This window comes from Ramlibacter sp. (assembly GCF_035554825.1).
In the GTDB taxonomy this organism is placed as follows: Bacteria; Pseudomonadota; Gammaproteobacteria; order Burkholderiales; family Burkholderiaceae_C; genus Ramlibacter.
This window is the reverse complement of record NZ_DATMHS010000058.1, coordinates 1-17425: the sequence shown is the minus strand read 5'-3', so window position 1 is coordinate 17425 and position 17425 is coordinate 1. Positions and strand designations below refer to the sequence as shown.

The window sequence follows — 17425 nt, the reverse complement described above, 5'->3', positions numbered from 1 at the left end:
CGATGGCCTGGTCCTTCATGGCGGCCATGTGCTCGAAGGTGATGACGTCGCGGTTGCCGGTGGTGGTGACGAAGATGTCGGCCTTGTCGGCGGCCCAGTCCATCGTCACGACCTTGAAGCCTTCCATGGCGGCCTGCAGGGCGTTGATCGGGTCGATCTCCGTCACCCACACCTGGGCCGAGAGCGCGCGCAGCGCCTGGGCCGAGCCCTTGCCCACGTCGCCGTAGCCGGCCACCACGGCCACCTTGCCGGCGATCATCACGTCGGTGGCGCGCTTGATGCCGTCGACCAGCGATTCGCGGCAGCCGTACAGGTTGTCGAACTTGCTCTTGGTCACCGAGTCGTTGACGTTGATCGCGCGGAACAGCAGCGTCCCCTTGGCGCTCATTTCGTTCAGGCGGTGCACGCCGGTGGTGGTCTCCTCGGTCACGCCGATGATCTGCGCGCCCTTGCGGCTGTACCACGTGGGGTCCTGCGCCAGCTTGGCCTTGATCGCGGCGAACAGGCAGGTCTCTTCCTCGCTCTTCGGGTTGGCGATCAGCGAGGCGTCCTTCTCGGCGCGCTTGCCCAGGTGCATCAGCAGCGTGGCGTCGCCGCCGTCGTCCAGGATCATGTTCGGGCCTTCGCCCTCGCTGCCCTTGGGGCCGAACTCGAAGATGCGATGGGTGTAGTCCCAGTAGTCGGCCAGGGTCTCGCCCTTGATCGCGAACACCGGCGTGCCGCCGGCGGCGATGGCGGCGGCGGCGTGGTCCTGGGTGGAGAAGATGTTGCACGAGGCCCAGCGCACCTGCGCGCCGAGCGCCTGCAGCGTTTCGATCAGCACCGCCGTCTGGATCGTCATGTGCAGCGATCCGGTGATGCGGGCGCCCTTGAGCGGTTGCGCCTTGGCGAATTCCTCGCGGATCGCCATCAGGCCCGGCATCTCGGTCTCGGCGATGCGGATTTCCTTGCGGCCCCAGCCGGCGAGGCCGATGTCGGCGATCGCGCAGTCCTGGGCGGCGGCGGGTTTGAGAACGGCGTTCATGGTGGCTCCAAAGCTGAGGTTGGACCACTGCTCCCGCGCTGCGGACGCCCGATGGGAATCGAGGCGCTCACCGCACAGGATCAGTGGGTGAGCGTCGTTGCAATGTTGACCGAGCCTCACGCCTGATGGCGCTGCAACGCTCCTCGGATGGGCGAAATTATAGCGAGCCGGCCGCAATTCGCCCGGCGGCGCGTATAAGAGCGGCCATGGCATCTCCTTCCCCGACCTCTCCCCCCATCGAGCCGATGCTCGCCAAGATCGCCGACGAGCTTCCGCCCGAGGGCGGGTTCCTCTACGAGCCCAAGTGGGACGGCTTCCGGGCCCTGGTGTTCCGCACCGCCGACGGCGTGTACCTGCAGAGCCGCGACCTGCGGCCGCTGAACCGCTATTTCCCCGAACTGGAGAAGGCGCTGGCCGAGGCCCTGCCGCGCGGCTGCGTCCTCGACGGCGAGATCGTGGTGATGGGAGCAAACGGGCTGGATTTCGATGCGCTGCAGCAGCGGCTGCATCCGGCGGCCTCGCGGGTGGCCAAGCTGGCCCAGGCGACGCCGGCCGCCTTCGTCGCCTTCGACCTGCTGGCGGCCGGCGGCCGCTCCACGATGGAACTGCCGCAGTCCGAACGGCGCGTGCGGCTGGAGCGCCTGCTCGGCAGCGCCGCCGCGCCGCTGCACCTGACGCCGGCGACGCGCGATCGCGCCGTGGCGCAGGACTGGCTGCAACGCTTCGAAGGCGCCGGCCTCGATGGTGTCATCGCCAAGCCCGAGGCCCTGCCCTACCAGCCCGGCAAGCGCGCCATGTACAAGATCAAGCACTCGCGCACCGCCGATTGCGTGGTGGCGGGCTTTCGCTGGTACCGCGACCAGGAGGATGCAGTGGGCTCGCTGCTGCTGGGCCTGTACGACGAGGCCGGCGCGCTGCAGCACGTCGGCGTGACCTCGGCGTTCACGATGCAGATGCGCAAGGACCTGGTGCAGGAACTCGCGCCGCTGCGCGAGCAGGCCCTGGAGAACCATCCCTGGCGCGACTGGGCGCAGGCAAGCGACGAATCGACCCGGATGCCGGGCGCGCAGAGCCGCTGGAGCGCCGGCAAGGACCTGTCGTGGCAGCCGCTGCGGCCCGAGCGGGTGGCGGAGGTGCGCTACGACCACCTGCAGGGCGACCGCTTCCGCCACGCCGCCGTGTTCCTGCGCTGGCGGCCGGACAAGCCGCCCCAGGACTGCCGCTACGACCAGCTGGAAGTGGCGACGCCGTTCGAGCTGGAGAAGGTGTTCGGGGCGGCCAAGGCGCGTTGAGCGCAAGGCTCAGGCCGGCGGCTCCCGGCGCGGCCGCTGCCGGGCCGGCACATGTTCCAGGTTGATCCGGACCCGGTACCACAGCGACGAGCTGCCCCGCATGCGGTCCACCAGCACGTCGGCCGGCTGCAGGTGGGCGGCGGCCTGCGGATGCCGCTCCTTCCAGGCCTGGACCGCGGCCAGCGCCTCGGCCTCGCGCTCGGCCCGCGCGATCTCGATCAGCGGCTTGCTCGACCTGCGCTTTGCCGGAGTGGCTTTCGACGCGGTGGATGCCTGCTCGGGCTTCGATGAGCCCGGTGCAGTGGACGGCGGCGCCCGGCGCGGCTCGCCTGCCTGCTTGCGGTAGTGCGGCGGCCAGGGCGCGTCGCCCTGCCCCTCGCGCTCCTGCGCGGCCGACAGCGCCAGCAGCGGCTCGATCGAACAGACCGCGGCGTCGATGCCTTGGTGCGGGTCGCCGATCTCGCGCCACCGCGCCGGCATGGTGCGCAGCGTGAAGTCGGCCGGGTCGCAGGTTGCCAGCTCGCGCCAAGTCACCGGCGCCGACACGCGCGCGTCGGGACGCGGCCGCACCGAGTAGGCCGAGGCCACCGTGCGGTCCTTGGCGTTCTGGTTGTAGTCGAGGAAGACGCCGTGCCGCTCCTCCTTCCACCACTTGCTGGTGGCCAGCTGCGGGGCCCGGCGTTCGACCTCGCGCGCCAGCGCCAGGGCGGCGCGGCGCACCTGGTCGAAGCTCCAGCGCGGCTCGATCCGCACGATCACGTGGATGCCGCGGGAGCCCGAGGTCTTGGGCCAGCCGGTGAGCCCGAACTCGGCCAGCACCGCCTCCGCCACGCCGGCGACGTCGACGATCTGCCGCCACTCGACGCCGGGCACCGGGTCGAGGTCGACGCGAAGCTCATCGGGGTGGTCCAGGTCTTCGGCCCGCACCGGGTGCGGATGCAGTTCCAGGCAGGCGAGGTTGGCCATCCAGGCCAGCGCGGCCGGCTCGCGCGGCACCACCTCCTGGGCCGTGCGTCCCGAGGGAAAGCGGATCTCCGCCACCTCCAGCCAGTCCGGGCGGCCGGCCGGCGCCCGCTTCTGGAAGAAGAATGGCTCGTCGATGCCATTCGGGTAGCGCACCAGGACGCAGGGGCGCCCGCCGCAGCCGCGCAGCGCGCCGGGCGCGACGGCCAGGTAGTAATTCACGAGGTCGAGCTTGGTGATGCCGGCGGCCGGGAACAGGACCTTGCCCGGATGGGTGACGACGAGCTCGCGTCCGTCCACCTGCAGCGTTTGCCGGTCGGCTTCTTTGACCATGGCCCCAGGCTACACCGGCCGGCGCCGGCACGGGGTCCGCTGCAACCGGCCGTCGCGCGGGCCGGGCATGGGATACCGGCCCGCGCCGGCGCGGCCAGGGGGCGCGCGGCACAATAGCGGGTCGGTTGGGCGTCCGTGGCCCGGCCACCGCACCCGGAGTCTTCCCTTGTCCGTCCCGTCCCTGGTCGCCGAAACGCGGCGCCGCCGAACCTTTGCCATCATTTCGCACCCCGACGCGGGCAAGACCACGCTCACGGAGAAGCTGCTGCTGTTCTCGGGCGCGATCCAGATCGCCGGCTCGGTCAAGGCGCGCAAGGCCTCGCGCCACGCCACCTCCGACTGGATGGAAATCGAGAAGCAGCGCGGCATCTCGGTCGCCAGCTCGGTGATGCAGATGCTGTACCGGGACCACGTGATCAACCTGCTGGACACGCCGGGCCACAAGGACTTTTCCGAAGACACCTACCGCGTGCTGACGGCGGTCGACTCGGCGCTGATGGTGATCGACGCCGCCAACGGCGTGGAAGCGCAGACCCGGCGCCTGATCGAGGTCTGCCGCCAGCGCGACACGCCGATCATCACCTTCGTCAACAAGATGGACCGCGAGGTGCGCGACCCGCTCGACATCCTCGACGAGGTCGAGCGCGAGCTGGGCATGGCCTGCGTGCCCATGACCTGGCCGGTCGGCCAGGGCAAGAGCTTCGGCGGCATCATGAACCTGCGCACCAAGACGATGACGGTGTTCGAGTCCGGCTCCGAGCGCCTGCCGCAGGACTTCGAAACGATTCCGCTGAGCAACCGCGACGAGCTGATCAGGCGCTTCGGTCATGAGTTCGAGACCGCCGAGCAGAGCATGGAACTGGCCATCGGCGCCTCGCCGGCCTGGGACCATGCGGCGTTCCTGGCCGGCAGGCAGACGCCGGTGTTCTTCGGCTCCGGCGTCAACAACTTCGGGGTGCAGGAGGTGCTGGAGGCGCTGGTCGACCTGGCGCCCTCGCCCGGTCCGCGCGTGAGCCATCTGCTGGTCAACCGGCAGATGGTCGACAAGGAAGTGCATCCGGAAGACCCCAACTTCTCCGGCGTCGTGTTCAAGGTGCAGGCCAACATGGACCCGTCGCACCGCGACCGGATCGCGTTCGTGCGCATGGCTTCGGGCAAGTACTCGCCCGGCATGAAACTGAAGGTGCAGCGCACCGGCAAGGAATTGCGGCCGACGTCGGTGGTGACCTTTCTGTCGCAGCGGCGCGAGGCGGTCGAGGAGGCCTATGCCGGCGACATCATCGGCTTCACCACCCATGGCGGCGTGCAGCTGGGCGACACCATCACCGACGGCGCCAACCTGCAGTTCACCGGCCTGCCGTTCTTCGCACCGGAACTGTTCATGGTGGTGATCCTGCGCAACCCGCTGCGCACCAAGCAGCTGCAGCAGGGCCTGGCGCAGCTGGGCGAGGAAGGCGCGATCCAGGTGTTCCGGCCGCAGGTCGGCGGGCCGATGCTGCTGGGCGCCGTCGGCCAGCTGCAGTTCGAGGTGGTGCAGCACCGGCTGAAGACCGAGTACGACGCCGACGTGCGGCTCGAAGGCTGCCAGTACACCGGCGCGCGCTGGATCACCGCGGACACGCCGGCCGAGCTGCGCGAGTTCACCGACGCCTATCCGCAGCGGATGGCGCTCGACGCCGCCAACGCGCTGGCGTTCCTGTGCACCTCGCCCTACGACGTGCGGCTGGCGCAGGAGCGCTTCCCCAAGATCCATTTCCATCCGCTGCGCGAGCACGCCGGCCTGGCGCTGCACGGCAGCCACTGAGCCCCATCCCATGGCACAAGAAAAAATGAGGCCGCTGCACGAAATGCCGGCCGCCGTCGCGGCGCGCGTCCACACCGTGTTCAGCGACATCGACGACACGCTCACCACCGAGGGCCAGCTCACGGTGCAGGCCTACGGCGCGCTGGCCGCGCTGCGCGCGGCCGGCCTGCGGGTGGTGCTGGTCACCGGCCGGCCCGCCGGCTGGTGCGACCACATCGCCCGGATGTGGCCGGTGGATGCCGTGATCGGCGAGAACGGGGCCTTCTATTTCTGGTACGACGCCGCCGCGCGCAAGCTCAAGAGCCGGCATGTGTTCGACGCCGCCACCCGCGCGGCCAACACCGAGCGCCTGGCCGAGGTGCGCGAGACCATCCTGCGCGAGGTGCCGGGCTGCGCGCTGGCGTCCGACCAGTTCTGCCGCCTGTACGACCTGGCGATCGACTTCTGCGAGGACGTGCCGCCGCTGCCGGCCAGCGCCGTGCAGCGCATCGTCGCGCTGATGGAGCGCGCCGGCATGACCGCCAAGGTCAGCTCGATCCACATCAACGGCTGGTTCGGCCAGTACGACAAGCTCAGCATGGCGCACCTGTTCCTGCGCGAGCGCCATGGCCTGGCGCTCGACGCGGAGCGCGAGCGCTGCGTCTTCGCCGGCGACTCGCCCAACGACGCGCCGATGTTCGCGTACCTGCCCAATGCGGTGGGCGTGGCCAACGTCGCCCGCTTCGCGCTGCCGGCCGGGCAAGCGCCGGCCTACGTGACGCCTTCGGAAGCGGGCGCCGGCTTCAGCGAACTCGCGCGCTTCCTGATCCAGGCCCGCTGAGCGGCACGCCGGCTTCGGGGCCGGCCGCGCCTCAGGCCGCGCCGCGCCGGCGGCGGTGCTCGATGCAGGCCTGGGCGAACGCCTCCAGCGTGCGGGCGTAGAACCGGTTGCTCTCGTGGCGCCACTCGGGGTGCCACTGCACGCCGAAGGCAAAGGCCGGCGCATGCGACACGCGCACGCCTTCGACCAGGCCGTCCGGGGCATGCGCTTCGGCCACCAGCCCCTGCCCCAGCCGCTTGATGCCCTGGCCGTGCAGCGAATTGACCATCGCGCTGCCGGCGCCGGCCCACTGCGCGAACGCGCTGCCGGGCGTCAGCAGCACCTCGTGCCGGGTGGCGAACTGCGCTTCGAGGTCGCCTTCCGGCTCGCGGTGGTCCAGCAGGCCGGGCTCGTCGTGCACCTGCTGGTGCAGGCTGCCGCCGAGCGCCACGTTCATCTCCTGCAGGCCGCGGCACACGCCGAACAGCGGCGTGCCGGTGGCCAGCGCGGCCGGCACCAGCGCCATCGTCAGCGCGTCGCGCCGCGGGTCGAGCAGGTCGGTGGCCAGCGCCGCGCCGCCGAAGCGGGCGGCATCGACGTTGGAGGGCGAGCCGGTGAGCAGCACCCCGTCGACCACCGGCAGCAGGTCGATCACGTCGGCCGCGCCCGCCATCGGAAACAGCACCGGCTGCAGGCCCAGCGCCGTCACGGCGGCCGCGTAGCGGTCCGCCAGCACGGTGTAGCCGCCGGGATCGGACAGGTCGAGATTGCGGTGGCAGGCCGGCAGCCAGACCAGGGGCTTGTGCGCGTGCATGGCGCGATCATCGCGCAGCCGCGGCTCCGCCTCCTGCTGGGCTCCCGCTTCCTGGCGTCGGACGGCGCCGACGCGAGCCCGGCCGCGGCGCCGGCCTCAGGGGGCCTTGAACAGCCCGAGCTTCTCGACCAGCGCCCTCTCCCGCGCGAAGGTCTCCTGGGCGAAGCGGGCGTACTGCGCCGAGTCCATGTAGATCGGCAGCATGTCGTAGCGTGCGAGCGCCTGCACGTAGCTCGGATCGTCCATGGCCTTCTTGAACGCGTCATGCAGCTTCTTGACCACCTCGGGCGGCGTGCCGCGCGGCGCGCCGATGCCGAACGGCGAGTTCTGCACCACGTCGAGCCCCAGTTCCTTCAGCGTCGGCGCGTCCGGGAACTTCGCCAGGCGCTGCTCGCCCCAGGTGTTGAGCACGCGCAGCTTGCCGGATTCCACCAGCGGCGCGAAGCCGGTGGAATCGGCGGCCGCCATGATGTGGCCGCCGACGATGGCCTGCGCCAGCTCCGAGCTGCCCTTGTAGGGAATGTGATTGAGCTTGATCCCCAGCTTCTGCGCCACCAGCTCGGTGGTCAGGTGCGGGCTCGTGAGCGTGCCGGTCGATCCGTAGCTGAGCTTGCCGGGATTGGCCTTGGCGTAGGCGACGAAGTCGTTCCAGCTCTTGATCGGGCTGTCGGTGGGGACCACGATGCCGAAGGCATAGCCGGTCACGTTGATCACGTAGCTGATGTCCTTGACCGGGTCCCATGTCATCTTGGTCGTGTACGGCAGCCGGAACACGCCCAGCGGTATCTGCGCCAGCGTGTAGCCGTCGGCCGCCGAGCTTTGCAGCTGCTGGGCCGGCAAGGTCCCGCCGGCGCCCGGCTTGTTCTCGACGATGACGGGCTGGCCGAGCACCTTGCCCGCGTTTTCGGCGAGCTGGCGCATGGTGATGTCGGTGGGGCCGCCGGCCGGAAACGCGATGATCAGCTTGATCGGCTTGGCGGGAAAGCCCTGGGCCAGGACGCTGAGCGAACTGGCGGCAAGGGCCGCGGCGGTGAGCTGGACGAGATGTCGGCGACGCATGGGATTTCTTCGAAGAAAGCGAACCACCCATTGGACACGGCCAGCGTGCGCGCCGCATCCGGACTGACCCGCCCGCGACGGCTCGCAGTGCAGAACGTCCGCGCCGCGCAGGGCAGGACGCAGCGCGGCGTCGCGCGCCCGCCGCTGCCCACTGCCTGGACGTCAGCAGCCTTCGGGCTTGTTCTCGGCCCGCAGCGGGATCGTGCCGCTCAGGGTGATCGAGCGGCCGGTGCCCTGCGTCGACTGGAACACGGCATTGGTATAGGTGACCACGTTGCCGGCGCGGTTCACGTTGGCGCCGGCCGGGCCCGCCAGCTGGAACTCGATGGTGTTGATCGACACGATCGTCACCGTCGTTTCGGTGGTGCCGGGCTTGTAGCGGATCTCGCCGTCCATCACCAGCGACGCGCCGGTCTTGGGCAGGTTGGCAAAGCGCATGCGGCAGGTTTCAGGTTCGCCGCCGATCGGATTCACCTTCACGATGTCGTTGAGGAAGACGTCGTTGGTCGCGTAGCCGCCGTTCAGCGTGGTGTCCGCCGAGTTGGCGACGGTGACCGAGGCCGGCCGGGTACTGGCCCGGGGCTCGTTCTTGAAATCGCCGTCGCCCCCGCCGCCGCCGCAGGCGGACAGCAGCAGCGCGACGGCGGCGACGGGGAAGAGGGCTCGGCAGGAAAGCTTGGTCATGGTGGGCACCGGCAAATGTGGAAAGCCCGCAGGCTAGGCGGCGGGCTCCCACACGCTTGTCAGCGTCGCCTGATGAGCAGCGTAGGATGAAGCTGTCGCTTCGTTTCGGCCCGGTATCGGGTCGTCAACGAAGATTTCAGCTCAGGTGCGCGCCAGCACCGGCGCCAGCGCCTTGCCGGTATGCGTGCCGCGCGCGACCATGTCCTCCGGGGTCGCCTCGGCCACCACCCGACCGCCCGCCGTCCCGCCCTCGGGCCCGAGGTCGATCACCCAGTCGGCTTCGGCGATCACGTCGAGGTCGTGCTCGATCACCACCACGCTGTGGCCGCCGTCGACCAGCCGATGCAGCACGCGCACCAGCTTCTCGACGTCCGCCATGTGCAGGCCGACCGTCGGCTCGTCCAGCACGTACAGCGTGTGCGGGGGTTTCTGGCCGCGCCGCGTGATGTCGTCGCGCACCTTCGACAGCTCGGTCACCAGCTTGATCCGCTGGGCCTCGCCGCCGGAGAGCGTCGGCGACGGCTGGCCCAGCGTGAGGTAGCCGAGGCCGACGTCCTTGAGCAGCTGCAGCGGATGGCTGATGTTGGGCATCGAGGCGAAGAACGCCACCGCCTCGTCCACCTCCATCTGCAGCACGTCGCCGATGCTCTTGCCGCGCCAGGTCACCGCCAGGGTCTCCGGATTGAAGCGCGCGCCGTGGCACGACTCGCAAGGCACCTTCACGTCCGGCAGGAAGCTCATGCCGATGGTGCGCATGCCCTGGCCCTCGCAGGTGGGACAGCGGCCCTCGCCGGTGTTGAACGAGAACCGCCCCGGCCCATAGCCGCGGGCCCTGGCTTCCAGGGTGTCGGCGAACAGCTTGCGGATCGTGTCCCAGAAGCCGATGTAGGTGGCCGGGCAGGACCGCGGCGTCTTGCCGATCGGGGTCTGGTCGACCTCCAGCACCCGGTCGATCACCTGGTAGCCGTCGAGCCCCTTGCAGCCGACCCACGCGTGGCGCTTGCCCGCGGCGTCGGCATCGCGGCCGGCCTTGGTGGCGCGCTGCTGCACCACCGCCTGCACGTTCTGCAGCAGCACGTCGCGCGCCAGCGTCGACTTGCCCGAGCCCGACACGCCGGTGACGGCGACCAGCCGCCGCAGCGGCACCTGCACGTCGACGTCGCGCAGGTTGTGCAGGTCGGCGCCGCGCAGCGCCAGGAACTGCACCGGTGCGGCGCCGGCCTCCTGCGCATCGGCGGCGAGGCCGCTGGCGATCTGCGCCAGCAGCGAGCGCGGCTTCTTGCCGGCCACGGCCGGCGCGGCGGTCTCGATCACGGGAATGCGCGGCGGCGCCGCCTCGGCCGGATCGACGCTGCGCCGCGGCTTCACCGGATGCTTCATCGCATGCAGCAGGTAGCGGCCGGTGACGGAATCGGGCGCCGCCGAGATCTCGTCGGCCGACCCCTGCGCCACGACGCGGCCGCCGCGCTTGCCGGCGCTGGGGCCGATGTCGATGATGTGGTCGGCGCGGCGGATGGTGTCCTCGTCGTGCTCCACCACGACCAGCGTGTTGCCCTTGTCGCCGAGCTTGTGCAGCGCGTCCAGCAGGATCTGGTTGTCGCGCGCGTGCAGGCCGATCGTCGGCTCGTCGAGCACGTAGCACACGCCCTGCAGGTTGGAGCCGAGCTGCGCCGCCAGCCGGATGCGCTGCGCCTCGCCGCCCGAGAGCGTGGGCGCGCCGCGGTCCAGCGTGAGGTAGCCCAGGCCCACCTCCTCCAGGAATTCCAGGCGGCTGCGGATCTCAGGGATGAGGTCGCGCGCGATGCCTTCCTCGCGCGCCGACAGCACGCCCTTGACCCGCAGGCTCTCGATCCAGCGCCGCACGTCCACCACGGACAGCGCGGCGATCTCGTGGATGCCGGTCTGGTCGAAGCGGACGCTGCGCGCCTGCAGGTTCAGCCGGGCGCCGTGGCAGCCGGGGCAGGCCTCGTCGGCGACGTCCTCCACCTCCGGCTCGGCGAAGGTCTGTTCGCGGCCCTTGTCGTCGCCGGAGGCGATGGTGTCGTCGAACGCCTTGCGCTGCTCGCGCGTGAGCTTGACGCCGGTGCCCACGCAGTCGGGGCACCAGCCGTGCTTGCTGTTGTAGGAGAACAGGCGCGGGTCGAGCTCCGGATAGCTGGTGCTGCACACCGGGCAGGCGCGCAGCGTCGAGAACACCTCCACCTTGCCGATGTGGCCGTGGGCGCCCAGGCCGGACAGCATCGCGCCGCGCAGGCCGTCCAGCGGCGCCAGCACGTGCAGCACGCCCTTGCCGTGCTCCAGCGCCTCGGCGACCTTCTGCCGCAGCAGCGCCTCGTTGGCCGGCGCGATGTCGAGGTCGCACACCGGCAGTTCGATGGTGTGCTCCTTGAAGCGGTCGATCCGCGGGAACCCCGTCGTCGGCAGGAAGTTGCCGTCCACGCGCAGGTGCGTGTAGCCGCGCGGCCGGGCCCAGTCGGCGAGCTCGGTGTACACGCCCTTGCGGTTGATGACCAGCGGCGCCAGCAGCCCGATGTGCTGGCCGCGATAGCGCCGCATCAATTGCGCGACGATGCTGTCCGGGTTCTGCGGCCGCACCTCGGCGCCGTCCTTGACGCAGTGCTGCACGCCCAGCTTCACGTACAGCAGCCGCAGGAAATGCCAGACCTCGGTGGTGGTGCCGACGGTGGACTTGCGGCCGCCGCGCGACAGCCGCTGCTCGATGGCGACGGTGGGCGGAATGCCGTACACCGCATCCACCTCCGGCCGGCCGGCCGGCTGCACGATGCTGCGCGCATAGGCGTTGAGCGACTCCAGGTAGCGGCGCTGGCCTTCGTTGAACAGGATGTCGAAAGCCAGCGTCGACTTGCCCGAGCCCGACACGCCGGTGACCACGCTGAACTTGTTGTGCGGGATGTCGACCGACAGCGACTTCAGGTTGTGCTCGCGTGCATTGACGATCTGGATCGCGTTCGGACGCGCGCCCAGGGAGGCCCCGTCGCCCGCCTTCCAGCGCGGCGGCGCCTCGGCCGCGAACTGGGCGCCGGCGCCCAGGGTGCTGTCGTACTCGCGCAGCGCCTTGGCCGTGTGCGACGCCGGATGCAGCTTCACCTCCTCGGGCGGCCCTTCGGCGACCAGCAGTCCGCCCGCGTCGCCGCCTTCGGGGCCGAGGTCGATCAGCCAGTCGGCGGCGCGGATCACGTCCAGGTTGTGTTCGATCACGATGATCGAATTGCCGCCTTCCAGCAGCTTGCGCAGGGCGCGCATCAGCTTGGCGATGTCGTCGAAGTGCAGGCCGGTGGTCGGCTCGTCGAACAGGAACAGCGTGCCCTTGGTGGCCAGCGCCTGGCGGCTGGCGCTGGCGTTCTTGGCGGCCTGGGCGAGGAAGCCCGCCAGCTTGAGCCGCTGCGACTCGCCGCCGGACAGCGTCGGCACCGGCTGCCCCAGCTTCACGTACTCCAGGCCGACGTCGACGATCGGCTGCAGCGCCCGGATCACGTCGCGGTCGCTGGCGAACAGCGCCGCCGCCTCGCTGACGGTGAGGTCCAGCACGTCGGCCACGTTCATGGTGCGGAAGTCCGGGCCGACCCTGCGTTCGATCGTCACCTCCAGGATTTCCGGCCGGTAGCGCCTGCCGTCGCAGTCGGGGCAGCGCAGGTAGACGTCGGAGAGGAACTGCATCTCCACGTGTTCGAAACCCGAGCCGCCGCAGGTCGGGCAGCGGCCGTCGCCGGAGTTGAAGCTGAACTTGGAGCCGGTGTAACCGCGCTGGCGGGCCAGCGGCGCCGAGGCGAAGATCTCGCGGATCGAGTCCCAGGCCCCGACGTAGCTGACGGGATTGGAGCGCGCCGTCTTGCCGATCGGCGACTGGTCGACGAACACGACGTCGCGCAGGTGGTCGGCACCGAGCAGGCGCTGGTGCGCGCCCGGCGTTTCGGTCGCCTTGCCGTAGTGGCGCGTCAGCGCCGGCGCCAGCACGTCCTGGATCAGCGTCGACTTGCCCGAGCCGGAGACGCCGGTGACGCAGACCAGCCGCTGCAGCGGGAATTCGATCGACAGGTTCTTCAGGTTGTGCTCGGTCGCGCCTTCGAGGATCAGCCGCGGCGTGGCCGCCGTGACGGCCCGCTTGAAGCCCATGCCGACGTGCTTGCGGGCGCCCAGGTAGGCGCCGGTCAGCGTGTCGGCGCCGCGCAGCGCCTGCGGCGTGCCGTCGAACACGACCTGGCCGCCGCGCTCGCCCGGGCCGGGACCCATGTCGATGATGCGGTCGGCCGCCACCATCACGGCCGGGTCGTGCTCCACCACCACCAGCGTGTTGCCGGCGTCGCGCAGGCGCTGCATGGCCTCGGTGATGCGGTTCATGTCGCGCGGGTGCAGCCCGATGCTGGGCTCGTCGAGCACGAACAGCGTGTTGACCAGCGACGTGCCGAGCGCGGTCGTCAGGTTGATCCGCTGCACCTCGCCGCCGGACAGGGTCCGGCTCTGGCGGTCGAGCGTGAGGTAGCCGATGCCGACGTCGACCAGGTACTTCAGCCGGGTCGTGATCTCCTCGAACAGGAGCTTGAGCGCCTGCTGCTCGCCGTGCCCGGGACCCTCCCCTTCCAGCGCTGCGGCGGCGGGCGAGATCCGGTCGAAGAACCGCCGCAGCCGCTCGATCGGCAGCAGCATCAGGTCGTGCAGGCACAGCCCCGGCAGCGCCTCCAGCTGCGCGCGCGACCAGCCGGTGCCCACCGGCAGGAAGCGCCGGGCCGGCTCCAGCACCGCATCGGCGTCTTCCCTGGTGCCCAGGCGCCACAGCAGGCTCTCGGTCTTCAGGCGGGCGCCGCCGCAGGCTTCGCACGGCGTGTAGCTGCGGTACTTCGACAGCAGCACCCGGATGTGCATCTTGTACGCCTTGCTCTCGAGGTACTCGAAGAAGCGCTTGATGCCGTACCACTGCTTGTTCCAGTTGCCCTCGCGGTAGTTCGGCGCCCCGTTGATCACCCACGCCTTCTGTTCCGCGGTCAGCTTGTACCAGGGCGTGTCGCGCGGCACGCCGGCGCCTTCGGCGTGCCGCATCAGGTCGTCCTGCGCTTCGGCCCAGGCCGGGGTCTGCAAGGTCTTGATCGCGCCGGCGCGCAGCGTCAGCTTGTCGTTGGGGATGACGAGCCCGTAGTCGACGCCGATCACGCGCCCGAAGCCGCGGCAGGTCTCGCAGGCGCCGACCGCCGAGTTGAACGAGAACATCGACGGGATCGGGTCGGCGTAGCGCAGGTCGCTCTCGGGGCAGTGCAGGCCGGTCGAGAACTTCCAGATCTCTGCCGCCGCGCCGGCCTCGGCGGCCGGGTCGGCCGGCGGCTCCCCGACCACGTACACCGCCATCCGCCCGGCGCCGCGCTTGAGCGCCACCTCGATCGCCTCGACGGCGCGGGCCCGCTCGGTGGTGCGCAGCCGGAACCGGTCGGCGACGACGTCGAGGATCTTGCGCGGACCGGTCGGCGTGGCGACCTCGCGCTGCGCCTGCACGCGGGTGAAGCCGCTGGCGGCGAGCCACTGTTCGAGCTCGTCCGCGGAAGTGCCGGCCGGCAGTTCGACCGGGAAGGTGACCACCAGGCGCGGGTCGGCGGCGGCCGTGCGCGCCCGCAGCTCGGCGTAGATGCTGTCGGGCGAGTCGTGCCGCACCGGCAGCGCCGTGGCTCGGTCGAACAGCTGGCCGGCCCGCGCGAACAGCAGCTTCAGGTGGTCGTTCAGCTCGGTCATCGTGCCCACCGTGGAGCGCGAGGAGCGGACCGGATTGGTCTGGTCGATCGCGATCGCCGGCGGCACGCCTTCCACCCGGTCGACCGCGGGCTTGTCCATGCGATCGAGGAACTGGCGGGCGTAGGCCGAGAAGGTCTCGACATAGCGCCGCTGTCCTTCCGCGTACACGGTATCGAAGACGAGGCTGGACTTGCCCGAGCCGCTCGGGCCGGTCACCACCGTCAGTTCGCCGGTGCGAAGGTCGAGGTCGAGGTTCTTGAGATTGTGTTGCCTGGCGCCGCGGATGCGGATCAGTCCCTGGGTCATACGGCGGGGTTTCCGGAGTTGGCCGAACATTCTAGGGATGAGCCGCGGTTCGCTCGGCCATGGGGGTATCCACCGAGGCTGCCGCGCGCTGGGCCGCCCCTACACTTGCGCGCAAAAGATACACGAGGAGACAAACTTGCCAGCATTCAAGTGGTGGGCCGCCGGGCTGTTCGCGTTGGCCGCGCTCGGGGCCCAGGGCCAGATCGTCATCGGCCAGACCGCCGGCTTCTCGGGACCGGTCGCCGCCGGCGTGAAGGAGACCACCGAGGGCGCCAAGCTCTACCTCGACAGCGTCAACGCCAGGGGCGGCGTCAACGGCCAGAAGATCGAGCTGGTGTCGCTGGACGACAAGTTCGAGCCGAAGCTGGCGGCGGAGAACGCGCGCCAGCTGATCGAGGAGCGCAACGTGGTGGCGCTGTTCCTCAACCGCGGCACGCCGCACACCGAAGCGATCATCCCGCTGCTGGAAAAGCACGGCGTGCCGCTGGTCGGCCCGTCCACCGGCGCGATGGTGCTGCACCAGCCGGTGCGCAAGCACATCTTCAACGTGCGGGCGACCTACCAGCGCGAGGCCGAGAAGGCGGTGACCCACCTCACCTCGATGGGCATCACCCGGATCGCGCTGGTGCACGTGGACGACAGTTTCGGCGCCGACGGCCTGGCCGGCGCGCAAAAAGGGCTGGCGGCGGCCAGGATCGCCCCCGTGGTGCTGGAGAAGTTCGACCGCAGCAAGCCCGACTTCGCGCCGGTCGCCCCCAGGATCGCGAAGGCCAACACCCAGGCCGTGCTGATGATCGCCTCCGGCCAGGCGGTGGTGGACGGCGTGAAGGCGATCCGCGCCGCCGGTTCCGCCGCGCAGGTCGTCACCCTGTCCAACAACGCCTCGGGCGGCTTCATCAAGAGCCTGGGCGACCATGGCCGCGGCGTCATCGTGACCCAGGTGTTTCCCTCGGAGCGCTCGATCGCCTACCCGATGGTGAAGGAAGCGATGGAACTGGTGCAGGCGCGCAAGTCCGGCGAGCTGAGTCCGGCGATGCTGGAGGGCTTCGCCGCGGCCAAGGTGCTGGTGGAAGGACTGCGGCGCGCCGGCGCCAAGCCGACCCGCGAGAAGCTGCAGGCGGCGCTGGAGGGCATCCGCAGGTTCGACCTGGGCGGGCTGGACGTGAGCTTCGGGCCCGACGACCACACCGGGCTGGACTTCGCCGATCTCTCGATCATCGGCAGCGACGGCCGGTTCAAGCGCTGATGGTCCGTCCCCATTCGAACCCCGCAGAAAGACTCCCGATCGTGAACCACCGGATCTGGCGCGGCGCCCTCGGCGGCGCCGTGCTCGCGGCGGCGCTGGCCGGCTGCACGCCGGACGACGACGTCTACGACGCATCGTCCAACCAGCTCACCATCCCGGCGGTGCAGATCGCCGGCACCGCCGTCGTCTACACCAACGTCGTGGTCGACATCGGCCGCGCCCGCATCGTGAGCAGCGGCGCGCCGGCCGGCACGCGGCGCGTCAACAGCTACAACCCGCGCACCAACCGGCTGTCGGTGCCGGCCGCGCTGGTGGGCCAGCAGCTGTACTCGAACGTGCTGCTGCAGCTCGGCGCCGACTTCCGCGTCCTTTCGGTGGGGGCCGCGCTCGGCGCGCCCGGCTCGCCGCTGCCGGTGCAGCCTTCATCCTACGAGCAGAAGATCGCGGCCGCCGCGGCCCTGGGCCCGCAGCCGATGCCGGCGGAAGTGCAGTCCGGCAATGCCGTCGCGTTCGCGGACTTCTTCCAGGACGGCAGCTGGTCGATGGTGACGCACTCGCTCGAATACGACGCGCGGGACGCGGCGACGGCGGGGCGGCTGGGCCGGATCCGTTTCTATCGCCGCGGCGACGGCGGGTGGGTCGACCAGACCAGCACCCTGCTGGCGCAGGACACCGGTTGCCTGCATCCGCGCAAGGCGGTGGTCGCCGACTTCAACGGCGATGCCCGGCCCGACGTGTTCTTCGCCTGCCATGGCTTCGACGCCCCGCCCTTCCCGGGCGAGCAGCCGGTGCTGCTGCTGAGCCAGCCCGACGGCAGCTACGCCACCAGCCGGCTGCCGTTCACCGGCTTTTTCCACGGCGCCTCGGCGGCCGACGTCAACGGCGACGGCTTTCCCGACCTGCTGGTGGCCGAGAACATGGTGTCGCACACCCCGCACTTCCTGATCAACGACGGCGCGGGCCACTTCACGCAGGACCTGACGCGGCTGCCGGCCGCCCTGACGTACAAGCCCATCTTCAGCGCCGAACTGGTGGATGCGTTCGGCACCGGCCGCTACGACGCCTTCCTGGCCGGCCATGAAAGCGACGGCGCCGACGCGCTGGCGACGCTGTTCGCCAACGACGGCGCCGGCCGCTATGTCGGCACCCGGACCCTGGTCTTCCCGCGGCTGGACGGCTACGGCTACGTGACCGATGCCGTCTTCGCCGATGGCGCGGCGTACCTGGCCCGCACCACCGACAGCCAGGCCAGCTTCTACACCGGCGCGGCGATCCAGAAGGTGACGCTGGCGACGCTGGCCAGCCAGGCGCTTTTCACGCACAGCGGGCCGTTTGCGCGCAGCGGCAACTGGGCCTGGGGCACCA

11 protein-coding genes and 1 riboswitch are annotated in these 17425 nt (G+C 70.5%); of the genes, 5 read left to right on the top strand and 6 right to left on the bottom strand.

The window, feature by feature from the left end:
• Positions 1-1024, bottom strand: a 1024-nt coding sequence (locus VNT59_RS06810) for an adenosylhomocysteinase (protein WP_325497569.1), incomplete at its 3' end; no start/stop codon positions are given.
• 82 nt (positions 1025-1106) lie between these two features.
• Positions 1107-1175, bottom strand: a riboswitch (S-adenosyl-L-homocysteine riboswitch).
• Positions 1176-1230: 55 nt separating this feature from the next.
• Between VNT59_RS06810 and VNT59_RS06805 the strand changes: the two genes are divergently transcribed.
• The gene (locus tag VNT59_RS06805; RefSeq protein ID WP_325497568.1) at positions 1231-2316 is read left to right on the top strand and encodes an ATP-dependent DNA ligase; all 1086 of its coding nucleotides are present in this window, start codon (positions 1231-1233) and stop codon (positions 2314-2316) included.
• A 9-nt stretch (positions 2317-2325) separates the two neighbouring features.
• Here the strand turns inward: VNT59_RS06805 and ligD are convergent, their stop codons facing one another.
• Positions 2326-3612, bottom strand: coding sequence for a non-homologous end-joining DNA ligase (gene ligD, locus VNT59_RS06800; protein WP_325497567.1), 1287 nt, complete (start codon positions 3610-3612; stop codon positions 2326-2328).
• 166 nt (positions 3613-3778) lie between these two features.
• Between ligD and VNT59_RS06795 the strand changes: the two genes are divergently transcribed.
• A complete protein-coding gene (locus VNT59_RS06795) occupies positions 3779-5416 on the top strand; it encodes a peptide chain release factor 3 (protein ID WP_325497566.1) in 1638 nt (545 codons plus the stop codon).
• 25 nt (positions 5417-5441) lie between these two features.
• Positions 5442-6236, top strand: a complete 795-nt coding sequence (locus tag VNT59_RS06790) for an HAD-IIB family hydrolase (RefSeq protein WP_325497571.1) — start codon at positions 5442-5444, stop codon at positions 6234-6236.
• A 31-nt stretch (positions 6237-6267) separates the two neighbouring features.
• Here the strand turns inward: VNT59_RS06790 and VNT59_RS06785 are convergent, their stop codons facing one another.
• The 4 genes from VNT59_RS06785 to uvrA form a co-directional block, all read right to left on the bottom strand.
• Positions 6268-7029 (bottom strand): gamma-glutamyl-gamma-aminobutyrate hydrolase family protein, encoded by a 762-nt coding sequence (locus VNT59_RS06785; RefSeq protein WP_325497565.1) that lies wholly within the window; start codon positions 7027-7029, stop codon positions 6268-6270.
• 96 nt (positions 7030-7125) lie between these two features.
• Positions 7126-8088 (bottom strand): tripartite tricarboxylate transporter substrate binding protein, encoded by a 963-nt coding sequence (locus VNT59_RS06780; RefSeq protein ID WP_325497564.1) that lies wholly within the window; start codon positions 8086-8088, stop codon positions 7126-7128.
• Between the two features lie 162 nt (positions 8089-8250).
• Positions 8251-8772 (bottom strand): hypothetical protein, encoded by a 522-nt coding sequence (locus VNT59_RS06775; RefSeq protein ID WP_325497563.1) that lies wholly within the window; start codon positions 8770-8772, stop codon positions 8251-8253.
• A gap of 141 nt (positions 8773-8913) precedes the next feature.
• Entirely contained in the window at positions 8914-14814 is a 5901-nt protein-coding gene (gene uvrA / locus VNT59_RS06770; RefSeq protein ID WP_325497562.1) for an excinuclease ABC subunit UvrA, read from the bottom strand.
• A 136-nt stretch (positions 14815-14950) separates the two neighbouring features.
• Here uvrA and VNT59_RS06765 point away from each other — a divergent pair, with 136 nt between their 5' ends.
• Together VNT59_RS06765 and VNT59_RS06760 are read left to right on the top strand one after the other, a co-directional pair.
• Complete coding sequence (locus tag VNT59_RS06765; protein ID WP_414708355.1) at positions 14951-16060, top strand: ABC transporter substrate-binding protein; 1110 nt, start codon at positions 14951-14953, stop codon at positions 16058-16060.
• Between the two features lie 41 nt (positions 16061-16101).
• On the top strand, positions 16102-17425 hold a 1324-nt coding region (locus VNT59_RS06760; protein WP_325497561.1), incomplete at its 3' end, for a VCBS repeat-containing protein.

Bases quoted from the DNA above. Each gene is read 5' to 3' on its own strand.
- ligD (WP_325497567.1), bottom strand. From the start codon at position 3,612: ATGGTCAAAGAAGCCGACCGGCAAACGCTGCAGGTGGACGGACGCGAG.
- uvrA (WP_325497562.1), bottom strand. From the start codon at position 14,814: ATGACCCAGGGACTGATCCGCATCCGCGGCGCCAGGCAACACAATCTC.
- VNT59_RS06775 (WP_325497563.1), bottom strand. From the start codon at position 8,772: ATGACCAAGCTTTCCTGCCGAGCCCTCTTCCCCGTCGCCGCCGTCGCG.
- VNT59_RS06785 (WP_325497565.1), bottom strand. From the start codon at position 7,029: ATGCACGCGCACAAGCCCCTGGTCTGGCTGCCGGCCTGCCACCGCAAT.
- VNT59_RS06780 (WP_325497564.1), bottom strand. From the start codon at position 8,088: ATGCGTCGCCGACATCTCGTCCAGCTCACCGCCGCGGCCCTTGCCGCC.
- VNT59_RS06790 (WP_325497571.1), top strand. From the start codon at position 5,442: ATGAGGCCGCTGCACGAAATGCCGGCCGCCGTCGCGGCGCGCGTCCAC.
- VNT59_RS06805 (WP_325497568.1), top strand. From the start codon at position 1,231: ATGGCATCTCCTTCCCCGACCTCTCCCCCCATCGAGCCGATGCTCGCC.